10 protein-coding genes are annotated in these 15,801 nt (G+C 51.7%); 7 read left to right on the plus strand and 3 right to left on the minus strand.

Annotated elements, in window-relative coordinates; all coding sequences use genetic code 11:
- Nucleotides 1–2 precede the first annotated feature (2 nt).
- The 5 genes from ACXMYO_RS02025 to ACXMYO_RS02045 all read left to right on the plus strand — a co-directional run bounded on the left by ACXMYO_RS02025 (nt 3) and on the right by ACXMYO_RS02045 (nt 4,513).
- Nucleotides 3–1,784: a hypothetical protein gene (locus tag ACXMYO_RS02025; RefSeq protein WP_457807651.1), complete on the plus strand. Its 1,782-nt coding sequence runs from the start codon at nt 3–5 to the stop codon at nt 1,782–1,784.
- On the plus strand, nt 1,781–2,215 hold the full coding sequence (locus ACXMYO_RS02030) for an oligosaccharide biosynthesis protein Alg14 (RefSeq protein WP_457807652.1): 435 nt from the start codon (nt 1,781–1,783) through the stop codon (nt 2,213–2,215). Before ACXMYO_RS02025 ends, ACXMYO_RS02030 begins: the two co-directional genes overlap by 4 nt.
- On the plus strand, nt 2,212–2,730 hold the full coding sequence (locus ACXMYO_RS02035) for a glycosyltransferase (protein WP_457807653.1): 519 nt from the start codon (nt 2,212–2,214) through the stop codon (nt 2,728–2,730). Before ACXMYO_RS02030 ends, ACXMYO_RS02035 begins: the two co-directional genes overlap by 4 nt.
- A gap of 76 nt (nt 2,731–2,806) precedes the next feature.
- A complete protein-coding gene (locus tag ACXMYO_RS02040; RefSeq protein WP_457807654.1) occupies nt 2,807–4,165 on the plus strand; it encodes an undecaprenyl-phosphate glucose phosphotransferase in 1,359 nt (452 codons plus the stop codon).
- A gap of 153 nt (nt 4,166–4,318) precedes the next feature.
- Nucleotides 4,319–4,513, plus strand: a complete 195-nt coding sequence (locus ACXMYO_RS02045; RefSeq protein WP_457807655.1) for a hypothetical protein — start codon at nt 4,319–4,321, stop codon at nt 4,511–4,513.
- A 133-nt stretch (nt 4,514–4,646) separates the two neighbouring features.
- On the opposite strand, the gene ACXMYO_RS02050 is transcribed toward ACXMYO_RS02045, so the two are convergent.
- Genes ACXMYO_RS02050 through ACXMYO_RS02060 form a run of 3 tightly spaced genes read right to left on the minus strand, consistent with a single transcriptional unit; the run spans nt 4,647 to nt 11,534 of the window.
- Nucleotides 4,647–5,405: a hypothetical protein gene (locus ACXMYO_RS02050; protein WP_457807656.1), complete on the minus strand. Its 759-nt coding sequence runs from the start codon at nt 5,403–5,405 to the stop codon at nt 4,647–4,649.
- 26 nt (nt 5,406–5,431) lie between these two features.
- Entirely contained in the window at nt 5,432–7,330 is a 1,899-nt protein-coding gene (locus ACXMYO_RS02055) for a hypothetical protein (protein WP_457807657.1), read from the minus strand.
- A 16-nt stretch (nt 7,331–7,346) separates the two neighbouring features.
- Complete coding sequence (locus ACXMYO_RS02060) at nt 7,347–11,534, minus strand: alginate lyase family protein (protein WP_457807658.1); 4,188 nt, start codon at nt 11,532–11,534, stop codon at nt 7,347–7,349.
- A 995-nt stretch (nt 11,535–12,529) separates the two neighbouring features.
- Between ACXMYO_RS02060 and ACXMYO_RS02065 the strand changes: the two genes are divergently transcribed.
- Both ACXMYO_RS02065 and ACXMYO_RS02070 read left to right on the plus strand, forming a co-directional pair.
- Entirely contained in the window at nt 12,530–14,368 is a 1,839-nt protein-coding gene (locus ACXMYO_RS02065) for a type I secretion system permease/ATPase (protein ID WP_457807659.1), read from the plus strand.
- Between the two features lie 45 nt (nt 14,369–14,413).
- Nucleotides 14,414–15,790, plus strand: a complete 1,377-nt coding sequence (locus ACXMYO_RS02070; protein ID WP_457807660.1) for an HlyD family type I secretion periplasmic adaptor subunit — start codon at nt 14,414–14,416, stop codon at nt 15,788–15,790.
- Nucleotides 15,791–15,801 lie beyond the last annotated feature (11 nt).

Consider the following 15,801-nt stretch of genomic DNA (forward strand, 5'->3'; position numbering starts at 1 on the left):
ACATGAATCTGTTGAAACAGACCGGGCGGCACCTGAAATGGTTTTTCAGCGTATGGTGTCGGCTATTATCACAGACCCCCGTTGCGGCTCCAGCCACCTCGTTGATGCTGCTGATCTCGCAACTGGCGCAGATGGTCGCTTTTTTGTTACCGCTCAAGGTCATTCTTTTGCTGGGCGGCAACGGGATTCCACGCTACTTTCGCGGTTTCGTCACACCCGAGACGCGGGATCTGTGGATCGTTGTGCTGTGTGTTGGTGCCATCGCGCTTTACGGCCTTTCGCAGCTGATGGACTGGCTGGCCGAAAAACAAAGCCGTCGCGGGTCACGCATCGTGCTGGATAATGCACGCAAGATTGCGCTGTTCAGCGATCAGGGCGACGGTGTCAGTGAACATTATCGTCGTGTGTGCGGCATTGTTGCCGACGGAGCGACTGCCATCGTCGGTATGGGGGCAGGACTTTTTCTCTTTCCGACGCTTTTCGGTTTTTTGCTTTTGGTGATGATATCGATGTATGCCGCGACTGCGGCGGTCATCAGTCTTCCCAATGAGGCCGTGGCCGACAGGATCGAGCGCTGGATTGCGAGCAACAGCGGTGGCTTTCTGCGCACTCTCGGCTCGATAGGATTTTTGTCCGGTTTTTTGTGCCTGGTGGCCGAGTTTTATCGGCTTGATAATCTGAATCTGCTGATCGGTATCGTCAGCCTCATCTTGAGCCGTCGTCTTTTTCAGTCCGCCACGGGGTTTGTCAGCGGGCAACTACGTCTAGCCGAAAAACGCGAGCGCGTGGACGCACTTTTTTTTCGCGAAAAGCAGTTGCTTACCACTGAAAGTCGGGACGGTCAGCGTTTCTGGCAGCTGTTTACACCAGAGGTTCGAACGCAGCGCAGCACGCAGTGGTTATCACATGCCATGGACCAAAAAGTGCTCAACCTTCAGTCAAGCTGGCGTGACAGCGGTCAGGGCGGTGTCATTCTTTTTGATCTTGTTTTCGAAAGAGAACAACAATCCCACCGGGTGCTGGAAAAGATCTATTCCCCCAAACAGCAGGCGCAGGCGGGGCACGAAGCGTATCTTTTGTCACGCATGGACATCCAGGCCCTCAATGCCCCGCGCTTGATCGACAATCATGTGTTTGAAGCCTTCGCCTGTGTTCATCTGGCCCACCCGGGTGGTGCCCCGATCGCTCGCAAACAGTGGCGAAGTGTACATTCAGAGCTGATGTTGAAATCGTGGTGCTACACGCCTTCCGAGGAAATCGTGGACGTGTATCTGCGCTCCCAGCCTCCCTTGTGGAGCCGGGTAGGTCGTCAATTATTTGATCGCCTGCATCTAGCGATAGATAGCGACAGACAGCGCCAGCTGCTGGCCGCTTTTTTGGGCCATCTTGAGGAAATGCAGGAAAGACTGCGACGTCTGCCACTTTTTATATATAACCCTGAAATGAACGACAGGAACATACTGCTCGACGAGGCAGGGCAGCCCTGCATCATTGCATGGGGTAAATGGGAGCTGGAGCCCATTGGCGTTGGTGCCACTGTCGATCAGCTTCGTACCGCGCGCCGTGGGGAACTGCTGGCGCAGTTGAGGGCGGATCGACGTGTCGATGAACATTGCCACGATCGGGACCTGTTGCTGGCCTGCAGCATGCACGAGCTTGAAAGGATCATCGGGCGCCAGCAGTATCAGCGCGCCCTCCAGCACATGGCGCAGATGATGAAGGAAGCCTTCCCCGAGAAGAGGGAGGCGACCGGCCATTCCATCGAACAGGGGCGTCCGGCATGAAAATTCTGTGCGTCGCCTCTTTCGGTGGTCATCTGGCACAGATGGAGCGCATTGCAGAGTATCTTGTCGCTGAGGAAGTTACCTGGGTAACCACGCGTTTTACCCATGATGCGCCCGAACGACATGTGATCACCGATTTCAACAAGACGAACTTCTGGCGTGGCGGGCAATGCGCCACCGATATTGTTGGTATCATTCGACGAAGCTCTTTCGACGTCGTGGTCAGTACCGGGGCTGCGCCGGGACTGCTCTTTTTGCTTTTGTCACGCCTGGCCGGCCGCAAAACCGTCTGGATCGACAGCGTGGCCAACTGCCGCCGTCTGTCGCTGTCAGGGCGCATTGCAGCCCTTTTCTGTCATGTGACGTTGAGCCAGTGGCCACGGGTGGCCAGTGCTCACCGCCGCGTGCAATATCTCGGGAGCGTTCTTTGATCCTGCTGACAGCTGGCGCTCAGCTTCCCTTTGAACGCATGGGCGTGCTGGCTCTGCGTTGTGCCGAAGCGCTACCGGATGAAAGCGTGCTGTATCAGGCCGGGCCCGGGGGCAATGGCTTTTTTGATGAGAAAAAACTGCCGGGCAATCTGCGTGTTGAAGAGTTCATCGAGCCCGAGCAGTATCAACGTACTGTGAGAGACGCCAGATGTGTCATCACCCATGCGGGGATGGGCAATCTTTTATATCTGCTGGAGCAGGACGTTCCCTTTCTGGTGCTGCCACGGCTGGTGCAATACGGTGAGCATCGAAACGACCATCAGCTCGATACGGCCAGGGCAATGCAAAAGCGGTTAAATATCGAATTTTACTTCGAAAGTGACAGCCTATTCGAACAGCTTTTGACACAACCTCAATGGACAACAGGCAGTCGCCAACATCGAGCTGATATGATCAAGCGACGTCAGGCCTTTGCCGCAGAGCTCCAGAATGTTCTGCTGACGCTGATACGGTAAGCATGCGTCGCTGCGGGCCTTCCTTTTCGCAGCGCAGTCATACAATTTGCTTAACTCTCGGGAGAGATCCTTTTTTGTGAGTCAGAGAAATCTGCTGCTTTTATTGATTTCAGCTCTGGATATCGCATCGCTGATCCTGTCTGCCACAGTGGTCTATTACTACCGCTTTGACACGCTGGACATGCACGAGCGGTATCAATGGGCCGTGCAGGTCATCGCCATCATGGTTGTGCTGGTGAGTGTGCTTATTGACGCCTACGGCAACTGGCGAATAAAACGGTTAAGCCGCATCCTGGCGGATCAGATTATCATCTGGTCAGTTACGGCCATCGCTTCTGCCTCGATTATCTATTTTATTCATGCCGTAGAGCGCTATTCCCGACTCTGGCTTGCACTGACACTTTTAATGTCCTTTGTGCTGGCCGCCATCGGTCGAATTCTGCTTCGCATGATAATGGCGCGATTCAGAGTGAGAGGGCGTAATCGCTGTCGCGTATTTCTGATCGGGCCGGGCAACACGCTGCTCAACGTGACCCGTCACATGAGAAGGGAGCAGGGGGCAGGCTTTTCGGTCAGCGGGGTGCACCGTCTTAATGAAGAACCCGATGGACATCAGTTGATGTCCATTGAAAGGCGCGTACTGGCCGCCGGCGCCCGGGAGGTATGGATATGCATGCCGCTCAACATGGGCAACGCTGTCAAAAACATCATGCATACGCTGCGCCATCAGACCGTGGAAATTCGGTTCTTCCCCGAGTTTTCCGACTTGCCGATCCTTAATCACAAGGTCAGCGAAGTGGTCGGGCTCTATGCCATCGATCTTAGCGTCAGCCCTATGACCGGGCAGTCACGTTTTATCAAACGCCTTGAAGACATTATTCTGGGAAGCCTGATTGCCGTTTTTGTGCTGCCCTTTTGTCTCATGATCGCCGTGGCGATCAAGTGCTCGTCAAAGGGGCCGGTGCTTTTCAAGCAGTACCGTACCGGTATCAACGGCAAGCGCTTCAAGGTCTACAAGTTTCGTTCCATGAAATTTCAATATGGCAACAGCGGCTGCCGTCAGGCAACGCGTGGGGACCCGCGCTTTACGCGTATCGGTGCCTTTTTGCGCAGAACGTCACTGGATGAGCTGCCGCAGTTTTACAACGTGCTTCAGGGCAGGATGTCCATCGTTGGGCCAAGACCCCATGCGCTGTCTCACAATGAGTATTACAAGGAGCTGGTGGAATCCTACATGCAGCGCCACAAGGTTAAACCGGGTATTACCGGCTGGGCCCAGGTGAGTGGTTATAGAGGCGAAACGGATACCGTGGAAAAGATGCAAAAGCGGGTGCAGTATGATCTCTGGTATCTGGAAAACTGGTCATTGGGCCTTGATCTGAAGATCATTTTTCTGACCGCTATCAAGGGTTTTTTTGGCAAGAATGTTTATTGACCTCAAGCACCATATTGCATAATTTTTTCGGTTGTAGGCGTGACAACCGTCAGGGAATTACAGGATTTTAAAATCCTACTTTCGCGACTATTACAACGTTATCCGGACTCGATCATCGATACGACCATGGTTGGGCCGACAGGGGGCAAGTCCATGAAGACTCCTGTCGGCGTAAAAAGCGCTGCTTTTAACATGATTGATATCCGGTACGTGCTGTGCCGGGTCGCCGATGCAGGTGTAACTGGCTTCAGCGCCCGGTATAAGCAGGTTCAGCGTAGTATCCGTGAGCTGAGTGGTCGGGTACCAGCCCCTGAATATATTGGTGGCTTTGTCCGCGTAAAAGAATAGCGTCTTTTCTCTTGTGTCGTGACTGCCGTTCCGTCAAACGGCGGCTCTTCTGCCCTTACTGCAAAATGGCATTTCCTTTATCGTTTTTATACAGGTTGGTCATCGGATCAAAACCTGTGACGACCAGGCGAGGTCAACTCACTGTCTGTCGAGCAAGGATCAGTTCGGCCATCTTGGGAATAAGCGTGTCGCGATACTTGTATCCGCCGGTGAAGTGATGAATGAAAGCGTCATCAATATAAGGTTCGGGGTCCAGCATTTCCCGACGGTTTTCGCCCGAACTATTGGGCATGCGATTAAAGTTTTTCGAGACGGCCTTCATGGGGATCTCATGACGCATCAAAAGATAATAACTCAGCGTTTGATGAGGGTAGTCTGAATACAGTAAAGAGCTGCAACGAAAAATTTCATCAGGATTGAAAGCGTGCAGCATTGTTTGATCGTAAACCATGACACCTGAGTTCATGTACTTGCGATCATCATATTCGACGGGTGTTTCATCATTTTTTTCGATGAATTTTTCAATGTCTGCAAAAGAGCGATGAGCATGTTTGGAAGAGGTGGTTGTAAATCCGCACGTTCCGATCGGCACTCTTCCAAAAATCGAGGGTGCCTCGCCCATGACGCAACAACTGTCATCAACGATGAGAATCTGCTCGTATCCTAACTCGCCTAAATATTTCCAGATGAGAAACGATTTTAATGCAAAAATTTTCTTGTGTGATCTCCCCGGGCGATCAGGTAGATCAGGAAAGTCGAAATTATCGGGTATCGATCGTTCGATAAAAAAATCGGCGCCACATTTTTTTGCGTAAGGCAAAAAAGTCCGAGAACTATATTCTACCCATCCCCGATCACCGATCGAGGGCATAACAATAACTCTTTTTTTCATTTTAAAATTCCCCTTGTGTGTTTTGTTCAAGACGCGCTGGTAAAAAACATTACCTCAGGGAACTGATATTTGAATTTTTTTAGCGACTCCTGGTTTGAGTCTATATGTTCTTCCATGAAGCTTTTGCCTCTTCTCACAATTTGCTGATACTGGAGCCTGCTGTTTTCACTATGCCCTGTGAGATAAACCGCCATATGTTGAGTGAACGGTTCCAGTTCTCTTCCACGCAGCCTCGCCAATTCCGGGAAATCCGCATGAGATTTCAGGGTTACTAAATATGCTTCGTTATCACCACGAGATATCGGAAGGTCATCAACTGTCAAATAGAATACGGCGCAGGAGCCACAGCGTGTCCAGAAAGGAAAACTTTGTGGTTCGCAAAGTGCAACACTATCCTGACTCAGATCGTACATGAACCCGCTATCGATTAAGTAGCCACGTCGGTTATCATCAGTCAGCGTGTTTTCAACAAGTTCAGGATGCACAAGGTCGTCGGCATCGAGAGGCATATAGTAGCAATCGTTTTGCACACTTGCCGAAAGCGCTGCATTGATAAGCCGTTTCTTTTTGCCCTTGTCACCAATGTATTTGCCATCTTCGTTTGTGGAAGGTTCGTAATCGGCAATAAGAAACTCGATATCCAAACCATAGGTTTCGATATCAGGTATTTCGTGACAGGCAACAAGAACACGGAAATCAGAAAGGGTTTGACGCGCCAGGTTGTAAAGCGTTCTCTGTAGGTTACTGCATACCGTATCCCAGTTTTTGGTTGTTACACGTGGACGGACGGGAATGCCGAAGACAAATCTTTTGTTTGGTTCACTACTGACTGCTTTTCCTGAGCTCACTGATCTGGCGAACGCCAAAAAAGCATCGTTAAAACGCTGTTCGCTTCGATCGATCGATTCAGGTATATCAAGCCTGGCGATCCAGCCCGCTCGCTGAGTCTGCCCTTCATTCATGCTGGAAACAGTACTGTTCGCAACGAAATCGGAGTATCTGAACACTCCTTGTGGAGAATGACCGGGCCGCTGTGGCGCATAGCCGGATAATAATGCTTCCCTGTCATTGACTTCACTGACTGGAAGCGAAACAAATCCTGTATCTTCGTCAAGAGCGATCAGATCTTCGTTGAGCCGTCGCCAGGCGTGGGCTGTAATAAAATAGTCGCCATCCAGTACGGCAATCCACTGATGAGTTGTTGGCGCTTGCTCCTCAACCCACTCGACCAGCCCGTCATGACTGTAAAAATACGCCATGGCCGGTCGAAAAGCGTCCATGGCCAGATGCTGCCGAAATGTGGATGAACAATACTTGAGGCCTTTTCCTTTATTTTTCTTGAGAAAACGCATTTCAGCCTGTTCTACAAGGTTTTGAAAAACATCCTGTTGATAAGCAACGATCCTGTATGTTTGCTCGTGTTGTTCCAGTAGTTCCACAATGCTTGCTTGTTCATCCTGATGAACGAAACGATAAACAAACCAGACCACATCAAGATTTTGTTGTCTGGGCTCGTTTTCAAGCACGAAAGACAAATGGCGGTAAGCATCACCTTTTGACTTCAACGGGTGAACGCCTTCCCGGATAATTCTTAATGCCAAAACGGATGCCGCAGTCTCAACTTCGTCAAAGGGTCGGTTCGTTTGCGCCGAATAACCATTTTTTTGCATTGCTTCAGGCGAAACGTTGCATTCGTAGGCTCGGTCAAGCGTCACAAGCTCTTGTTCGATAGCTTCCAGTGCCGTGTCATTACCTGCTAAACCATCAAGCAGCTCGCTCGTTTGTTTTTGCCAGTCATGCAATATCTGAAGTCTGGCCCTGGAAGCGGGAGCGTTGGCACTTGCACCACGAGTGCGCTGCTCTTTTTCTTCAAGAAGCGCATTGAAAGTTTCCTGCTCTATTTTTGCCATTTCTTGATCATTCATGGTTTCGCTTCGCCACTTAAACATCAACGGTTTCTTCGGTTTCAATCACGAGTTCAGGGTAGTCCTGGAAAATAGCGGCTGCTTCCGCTTCGCTACGAATATGAAAGCGATCGGTAAATTCGTCTTTATTATTCCATCCGCCCCGATAAACCAGACGATTATTTTCACCGTGGTTGATGATATAGATGCCCATGTAGTCGGAGAACTTTTCCAGCGGCTTGCCATGCTGTTCGGCCAGTTCCGGGAACTCTGTGTGACGTTTGAGTGTGAAAATATAAGCGTCGCTGCTCATGCGACTCATGGGAAGATCGGAATGCTCCAGATGAAATACTGCGCAGGAGCCGCAATGCTTCCAATACTCGGTATTGCTCTCGTCACAGGGTGTCAGAGAGGAGGTTGCCTGGTTAAATATATAACCCCGTGCTATGAGGTAACCACGCTTATTATCGTCTTCCAGTACTTGATGCACGAGCGATGGGTGTACCAGATCGTCGGCGTCCAGCGGCATGTAGTAGAAAGGAGCCTGAGTCTGTTCAGAAAGCGCCATACTGATCATTCGCTTTTTGGGCCCTTTATCGTTTCCAAAGGTACCGTCTGAATTGATCGGTGGCGCAAAATCTGCGATAAGGAATTCGACATCGAGATCGAAGGTTCGGATCGAGGGAATTTCGTGAACGGCAATTAAAACCTTGAAGTTCTTGTTTTCCTGTCTTGACAGGTTCAGCAATGTCCTTTCCAGGTTGGTGCAGATGACTTCCCAGTTATTGGTGCAGGCTTTAGAGCGCACTGGAATACCAAAGTAGAAAGGGCGGTTTTGCTCACCCGGAAGCGCCTGTGATTTGGCAACCAGAGATCTGTCACTGTTGCTTTCGCGTTCGGCAACCTGACGATCAAGCTGTTGGAGGAAAGCAACTATCGCGTCCTGACGCCGCTGATTGCGATTGACCGCACCGTTTTCAACTTCCTGTTCCTTCATGCCCGAAAAAAGGCGTGCAACCCATCCCGCCACTCCCCATTGATAGGCTTCAGGGGCCAGTGGTCGGCGAGGCTGATCTTCCGATTCATCCACCCACATATCCCATTTTCCGGGCATGCCCAATCGCCAGAACATTTCTACCTTTGGACGACGACCATAAGAGTAAGCCTCATTGAACCGCTCTTGCGCGTCACGACGGAATACCAGCTGGGGTTCTTCGGCGGGATCGAGTTTTTCGTCCTCATTGAGGAGGGCGTCGTTATCGAGTACGCGAGCCATCGGCACAGCAAAATATTTAAAGTAGGACTGTTCCTGGATTTCGCGTTTGACTTGTTCCCAGGCAGATGGCGTTAAAAAGCAGTTTCCATCCCAGGGTAGAACCCACTTGTATTCTTTACGGCCCGCATCCAGCGCGACATTGCGTGCACCATTGTTGTTCATGGCGTAGTTGTTTTTTAAACGGTGTACGGCGGTATAGATTCGACGCTTTTCAAAGCGCTTCAGATCGTGAAACTCTTTGCTGGTGAGGTAGTTTTCATGTGGCAGAATCGATGTATCGAAATCGAGCCTTTCATAAGCAACAGGGTCAAAGGGAAGATGGATGTAATCCTGATGATGCGCTTCGAGCAGGGAAATAATCTGTGCTTCTTCAGAAGAGTCAAAAATGCGATTGACTATCCACTTTTTGACACATCCTTCCAACGGTTGTTCATTGTTAAGAATGAACTCGACATTGTTCCTCGACTGGCCTTTGGCATGGCGGGGATAGAGGTCATTGCCAATGATTCGATACAAAACGAATGTATCTTTTTGCTCATCGAGGCCGCTTTGGCGACTTTCTTCCTTTAGCCAGTCGACCGAATCGAGCATTGAGCCTTTTAGAACTTCCAGCGGATGCTTTTGAAAAGCAGAATTATCACTTTTTTGAGATGGAGCTGTGCCGGTCTTTCCCGGAGCAACAGCTTTTTTTGGGGCGTTTGCTGGCTCCGGCTCCGGGCTTGAAGATGTATCCTTGACCGCTGAAGTCTTCTTGTCGTTTGCCTTGTCTGAAGTGTTGGTTGCGCTTTTCTGCTTATTTGTGCTGTCGCTAATTTTGTTCAGGTTTTTTGGGCTGCCGGCATGTGAACCACCACGCTTGGATAGCGCGCGTAGCGATTGGGTCAGGCGCCAGGAGCGGCTATTGTGCAGCGCATCAATTTTAGCCTCGAGATTTTTGACTTTTCTTTCAAGGTTATTTGATTTGTTTTTGGCCTGGGCCAATTTTTTGTCTTTGAGATGATGCTCTTTTTCTCGGGCCTGCGCGCCCTGGCTAAGCGTTTCAAGTTCTTTGGTACGGTTCTTGTAATTTTTGAGCTCTTTTTCCAGAGTCGTTTCACGACTTTTTCTCTTGTTATTTAGTGCCTGTTCCTCTTTGAGACTTGCTTCGAGCGCTTGAATGTTTTCCAGATATTCTTTTCGACTGACGCTGTATTTTTCCTGTAGCTCGGTCAGTGCCGTTTGATTTGCTGTATTTTCTTTCGTCAGCAACTCCAGACGTTCATTTGCCTGATCCAGTTTTTCACGAGTTTCATTTTTTTGTTCGAGAAACTCTATTCTTTTTTTCTTGTGGTGTTGTGATTCTTCATTGATACGATTTTTTTCTTCTTCCAGTTTTTGAAGCTGGGCTTCCAGTTTCTGGATTTTTTCGTCTTTCTTCTCTGTGTCATGGGCGTACCGCGATTTGATATGCGCAAGCCCATCGGCAATTTTTTGAGTTCTTTGCGCCTGCTTTTTTATCTTGTCTTTTAATGCGGCTTCTCGTACGTAATCCTTGTGCGATGTTGCCTGTTCCGCAACGTTTTCTTCCAGCGCCTTGATACGAGCATCTTTATCGTTCAAAAGCTGTTTTCTAAGATTGATGACTTCCTGACGATGACTCAATGCCTCAGTATTCTGAGTTTGACGTTCTATGGTTTTTTCCAGGTTTTCTATTTTTTGATTATTTTCGGTAATAGTGCGATCTTTTTTGACAATCTCTTCAAGTCTAATCTGTCCGATTTTTCGGTACAGGGAAATACCTGCCAAAACCGTTTCCTGTTCAAAAAGGCTTTCATTTGTACCTTCCCGAACAGAGTTGACTCCGGCTTTTAAGTAGTTGCCTGCCACGGTGGCTTCTTTTAATTGAGCCTGATCCAACAGCCACCGATGGGCAAATTCAAACCCTTTGCCGTCAGCTTTAAGTTGATCCCAGAGGGGAAGACCGTAGTTGTCACCGAAGCGGCTCAGTTGTGACATGGCCACTAGCGTAAAAGCCACATAATCCTGTGGGCGCTCACGCTTGAGTTCTTCGATCAAGCCACCGTCATCAGCGACCTGTGCTTCAAACCGGGGTTTGACATCTTCTTCGATAAAAGTTTTGGCCCAGTGTTTTTCTTCTACGAAGTCGGCCAGCCCAATACAGGTGAGGTCGTACCAGAAACCAATATTGTTTTTAGCTATTTTGGCCTGCTGCCCGATCTCGCTGTGACGAAACCAGTCAAGCGCTTTTCGGCACCATGTTTGAAATGCCTGTTTCTTGTGTTCATCTATTGATGAAGTGAATTCAAGAATCCGCACTGACTCAATGATATAAATTAAATGGCGCGCTTCAATAACAGACGCTCCACGTGCCTTTTCCCTGCCCGGTATACGCTGTGACCATTCAAAATGTGGTGTCTGAGCCTTGTCCTGATCGAGGAACCAGACAGTCAGCTGCTCGACTGCCTTTTCAGCCATTTTTTTATTTTGAGAAATAAACCCTGCAAGCGCGAGAACCTGCACCCGCTCCGTCATTCGAACGAATCGAGAGGCGTCATAGGATTCTGAATAACAGTCGGGATTAACATGGCCGTCTTTTCGGATATAGGGCAATTCATCATCAGAGTCCGGGTTCGGCCACCAGTATTTAGCCAGACTCACATAATCGTTGATCGAAGCACCTGCTGGTGCGCTCCCTTTTTGAGTCACGCTGTAGCAGGGCATCTCCAACAGGGAATCCGCTTTTTCCAGCAACGCCTGCATGGATGCCATGCATTGCGCATCGCCTGCCTTGAAAAGCGCTTTCAGTCTAGCCAGCTGTACCCCGTCAAGGATAATCGTCCGGGGGCATTCTTCGTCAGAGATTTCAATGTCTTTATTTTCCAGATAGCTCTCATTGTATAACCCCTGCGTACACAGACTTAAATAAAGCGCTTTTTCCACTGAATACATGCGATTTCCCTTCGATAGATGCATAGCGTCTTGTAATTATTGTTTGTATAACGATTTTATGACGTATCAGAACAATGCTGCTTATGGCGTGATGTTACAGAAATTATCTCATTATGCCGGCATCGGGTCAGCCCCGAAAGTAAAGGTTACTAATCCTTTCTTCTGATTGATTCAGTGTTTCATAGGCGGCGGCAGTATCATGACCAGAGGTTCGTCCGTCCCGCTTCTATGCCCATCAGCTCGAAAGAGCCATCCGAAAAGCGATCCTGCCTTCATTGGGGTCGTCGTCGACCGTCCTGCGCCAGTACCGTTATGGTTATATTGGAAAAAATGAATTAATTCGGTTGTGAAACCCGTGGGGCGTAAACGGTTGCGATGCTGTCTCGCGCCCCAGGCCCGGCCGAGCCTGCTATTGCCTGATGCAGGTGTCACGGAGAGATCATCACAAGGTCAGAGCCGAGTACGGCCTGTCACCAGGTTTCGGTGACAGGCCACTGCACCGACGTCATGGATGCGTTTGCAGCACGCTCGGGGTGGTCACTGCTGACTCTCGTGGCCCAAGGGCTGCGGCATCTTTCATTCGCGGAAACTCTGACGACACATAACCAGGCACGCGTGCGTCGAAACTCATACGGCCCTGTGCCTGGTCTGCTTGCCGACAATGCTCAGGGAGAGGGCCATCGGTTTCGATAACCTGGATGGGTTTGTTATGCACAGCTCGACTGTCTGGTGTCGACAGGGCGATAAACATGGCGTGGCAGGCTTTTCCAGCGACCCGCCCCCCCTGTTGGCAGTATGGCTACCGGAGGCTTTTCAGAGGCGCCAACATCTCGTTGTAACCTTCGGGGCATACGATGGAGATCATATTCAATGACATGAGTACGCCATGATCGCTTTCGGCTTATAAATATCGGACGACACAATGATTCATGCAGTAAGCATCTGTTAGTATCAATGCGCTTTGACCTGGTCCTTTATAACCACGAGTAATTTCCATGGCGGCAAAAAAAGAACCAACCGATCTTCAGCTGGCGCTGAAGGCGTGTAAACGTTCCTTTGTATCAGCCGGTTTTTTCAGCATGTTTATCAACCTGTTGATGCTGGTGCCCCCTCTATACATGCTTCAGGTGTATGACCGGGTAATCACCACCCGCAGCGCTGATACCCTGCTCATGCTGACGATGATCGTCGTCTTTTTGTTCACGGTCATGGGCGCGCTGGAAATTGTGCGTTCAAGACTTCTTGTACGAGTGGGTAACCGTCTCGATACGCTCATCAGCGACCGACTTTATGGGGCCATGTTTCGAAAGAGTCTGTTATCACCGGGCAAGCAGTCGGCGCAGCCGCTCAACGATTTGACCAGCCTGCGTCAGTTCTTGACCGGCAACGGTTTGTTCGCTTTCTTCGATGCACCGTGGATTCCCATCTATATCGGCGTTTTGTTTTTGTTCAACGTCTGGTTCGGTGTTTTTGCCACCATCGCCGGTATCATTCTGCTCGGCCTGGCCATTGCCAATGAATATGCCACGCGTGGTCTGCTTGCCGAGGCCAACAACGAACACATCCAGGCCCAGGAGCTGGCCAACTCCAATCTGCGCAATGCCGAGGTCCTGCATGCCATGGGGATTCTGCCCGGGATCCGGGCGCGCTGGGCGAAAAAGCATCGCGAATTCCTGATTCACCAGTCCAGAGCCAGTGACCGCTCCGGAACGCTGTCCAATATCTCCAAGGTGCTGCGTATCCTGTTTCAGTCACTGATTCTGGGCCTTGGGGCATTGCTGGTGCTTGATGGCAGCGTCACGCCCGGCATGATGATTGCCGGCTCCATTCTCATGGGCCGCGCCCTGTCACCCATTGATCAGATGATCGGGGCATGGAAGGGCTTCGTGGGCGCACGCAGTGCCTACTCCCGGCTCCAGACGCTTTTGTCGGAAATTCCCGCCGAAAGCGAGCGCATGTCGCTGCCGGCGCCGGAAGGGCGGGTCAGCATCGAAAACATCGCGGCGGCGCCACCCGGCGCACGTGCCGCCACCATTCGCGGCGTCAACTTCGAGACAGCGAAAGGCGAGCACATCGGTATCATCGGGCCGAGTGCGTCGGGCAAATCCACACTCGCGCGTGTATTGCTTGGGATCTGGCCATCCCAGGTGGGCAAGGTGCGACTCGATGGCGCCGACATTACCCAGTGGAACCGTCACGAGCTGGGCCCGTATCTGGGCTATCTGCCCCAGGACATCGAACTTTTCGACGGCACCATCAGTGAAAACATTGCCCGCTTTGGCGAGGTCGATCCTGAAAAGGTAGTGGAAGCCGCTCAGCGTGCGGGCGTACACGAGATGATTCTGCAACAGCCCAACGGCTACGACACGCTTATCGGCTCCAGCAGCGGCGCCCTGTCCGGCGGTCAGCGCCAGCGCATCGGACTGGCACGGGCGCTCTACGGCAAACCGGTGATGGTCGTGCTCGACGAGCCCAACTCCAATCTTGATGACAGCGGTGAAAAGGCGCTGGCCCAGGCCCTGCACCAGCTCAAGCGTGAGGGAACGACCGTATTCATCATCTCCCATCGCACCAGCATTCTCTCGAGCGTCGACAAGCTCTTGGTATTGAAGGAAGGTCAGGTGAGTCTTTTCGGCTCGCGTGATGAAGTCATCTCCCGTCTCTCGGGCAAGGGTCAGAAACGCTCGGCTCCGCAGGCCGTGGCCGGTGACGGCGCCGGGGCAGCCAAAAAGCCTGCGGCACCTGCACCGACCGCCCCGTCTGATGCAGCGTCACCGCGTCAGCCGCGGGAGACGCCAAGCCCTTCCCAGAGCGAGACTCAATACAATGGCTGACCCGAACGGCACTGTTTTCACCGTATCCTTTCCGGGGGAACAACAATGAGCAGCACGGTTATTCCAGGCAGCGCCTCCGTTGCCGCCGAAGGGCATCACTCGTCCAGCGAATCGAACAGCGCCCGGGAACTCCCCACCTCCGACCGTCGGGTCAAACTGGTCGGCATCATCATTTTGCTGGTGGCCTTCGGCGGGTTCGGTGGTTGGGCACTGCTTGCCAATCTATCGGTCGCGGTCGTGGCCAGCGGCACGGTATCGGTGGAGTCCTTCAAGCGCACCGTTCAGCACCTGGAAGGGGGCATGGTCTCCTCCATCGACGTCGAGGACGGCGATCACGTCGAGCAGGGCGATACCCTGATGGTACTGGACAACACCCAGTCCAAATCCCAGCTCGATATTTCACAGTCCAACTGGTTTATCGCCAGTGCCCAGGAAGTGCGTTTGCTGGCCGAGCAGCGCGGCGCCGATACGCTTGTCTTCCCTGACGAGCTCAAATCGGTCGCCGATGAAAACGAGCGCTTCAGCCAGATTCTGGATGTCCAGCGCAGCCTCTTTTTCTCGCGTCGCAGCTCACTGGAAGGCGAAATCAGTGCGCTCAACGAGCAGATCGAGCAGTTCCAGCAGCAGATTGACGGTCTCAACCAGACCATCAGCATCAACCGCAATCGGATCGGTTCGCTGCGCGAAGAAACGGCGGATTACCAGTCGCTGTTCAAGGAAGGGCTGGGCAACAACCAGCGCATTCGTGAACTGCAGCGCCAGACCATGCAGCTTGAATCCGACACGGCCAACTCAAGGGCACAAATCGCCCAGCTCAAGTCGCAGATCAGCGAAAACCGGGTTCGTATCGAAACGCAGCGTCAGAACTATCAGCAGGAGATCGGCGAGCAGCTGCGCGAGGCGCAGTCCCAGATCTCCGATTCCCGGGAGCGGCTGGTCGCGCTGGGAGATCAGGTAAGGCGTACCGAAATTCTCGCCCCGGTCTCCGGCACCGTGGTCGGTCTTGAAGTCCACACCATCGGCGCCGTTATCGGGGCAGGGGACCCGATCATGAGCATCGTGCCCAGCAACAACGGCTTCATGGTGGAGGCCCGCGTGCCCGCTCAGGATATCGACAACATCTACCCCGGCCAGCACGGCGAGATTCGATTCAGCGCTTTCAATCAGCGTCGCGCACCGATCGTGGATGGGGTCGTTGAGCATGTCTCGGCAGACAGCTTCGAGGACGAAAACACCGGCTCACGCTACTATCGCGCAAGGCTCAGGGTCTCCGAGAAGGGGCGCGAGGAAATGACCGATCAGATGCAGCTGCTTTCCGGCATGCCGGCCGAAGTCATGATCCGTACCGGTGAGAAAACGCTTTTTGCCTATATGGCGCAGCCGGTCACCGACATGCTCAACCGCGCAATGCGACAGGACTAGGCCCGTATGTG

The organism is Kushneria sp. EE4, assembly GCF_977968315.1.

Excerpts from the sequence above, each read along its gene's own strand:
- ACXMYO_RS02045 (WP_457807655.1), top strand. The coding sequence starts at position 4,319 with ATGAAGACTCCTGTCGGCGTAAAAAGCGCTGCTTTTAACATGATTGAT.
- ACXMYO_RS02060 (WP_457807658.1), bottom strand. The coding sequence starts at position 11,534 with ATGTATTCAGTGGAAAAAGCGCTTTATTTAAGTCTGTGTACGCAGGGG.
- ACXMYO_RS02065 (WP_457807659.1), top strand. The coding sequence starts at position 12,530 with ATGGCGGCAAAAAAAGAACCAACCGATCTTCAGCTGGCGCTGAAGGCG.
- ACXMYO_RS02025 (WP_457807651.1), top strand. The coding sequence starts at position 3 with ATGAATCTGTTGAAACAGACCGGGCGGCACCTGAAATGGTTTTTCAGC.
- ACXMYO_RS02070 (WP_457807660.1), top strand. The coding sequence starts at position 14,414 with ATGAGCAGCACGGTTATTCCAGGCAGCGCCTCCGTTGCCGCCGAAGGG.
- ACXMYO_RS02050 (WP_457807656.1), bottom strand. The coding sequence starts at position 5,405 with ATGAAAAAAAGAGTTATTGTTATGCCCTCGATCGGTGATCGGGGATGG.
- ACXMYO_RS02055 (WP_457807657.1), bottom strand. The coding sequence starts at position 7,330 with ATGAATGATCAAGAAATGGCAAAAATAGAGCAGGAAACTTTCAATGCG.
- ACXMYO_RS02030 (WP_457807652.1), top strand. The coding sequence starts at position 1,781 with ATGAAAATTCTGTGCGTCGCCTCTTTCGGTGGTCATCTGGCACAGATG.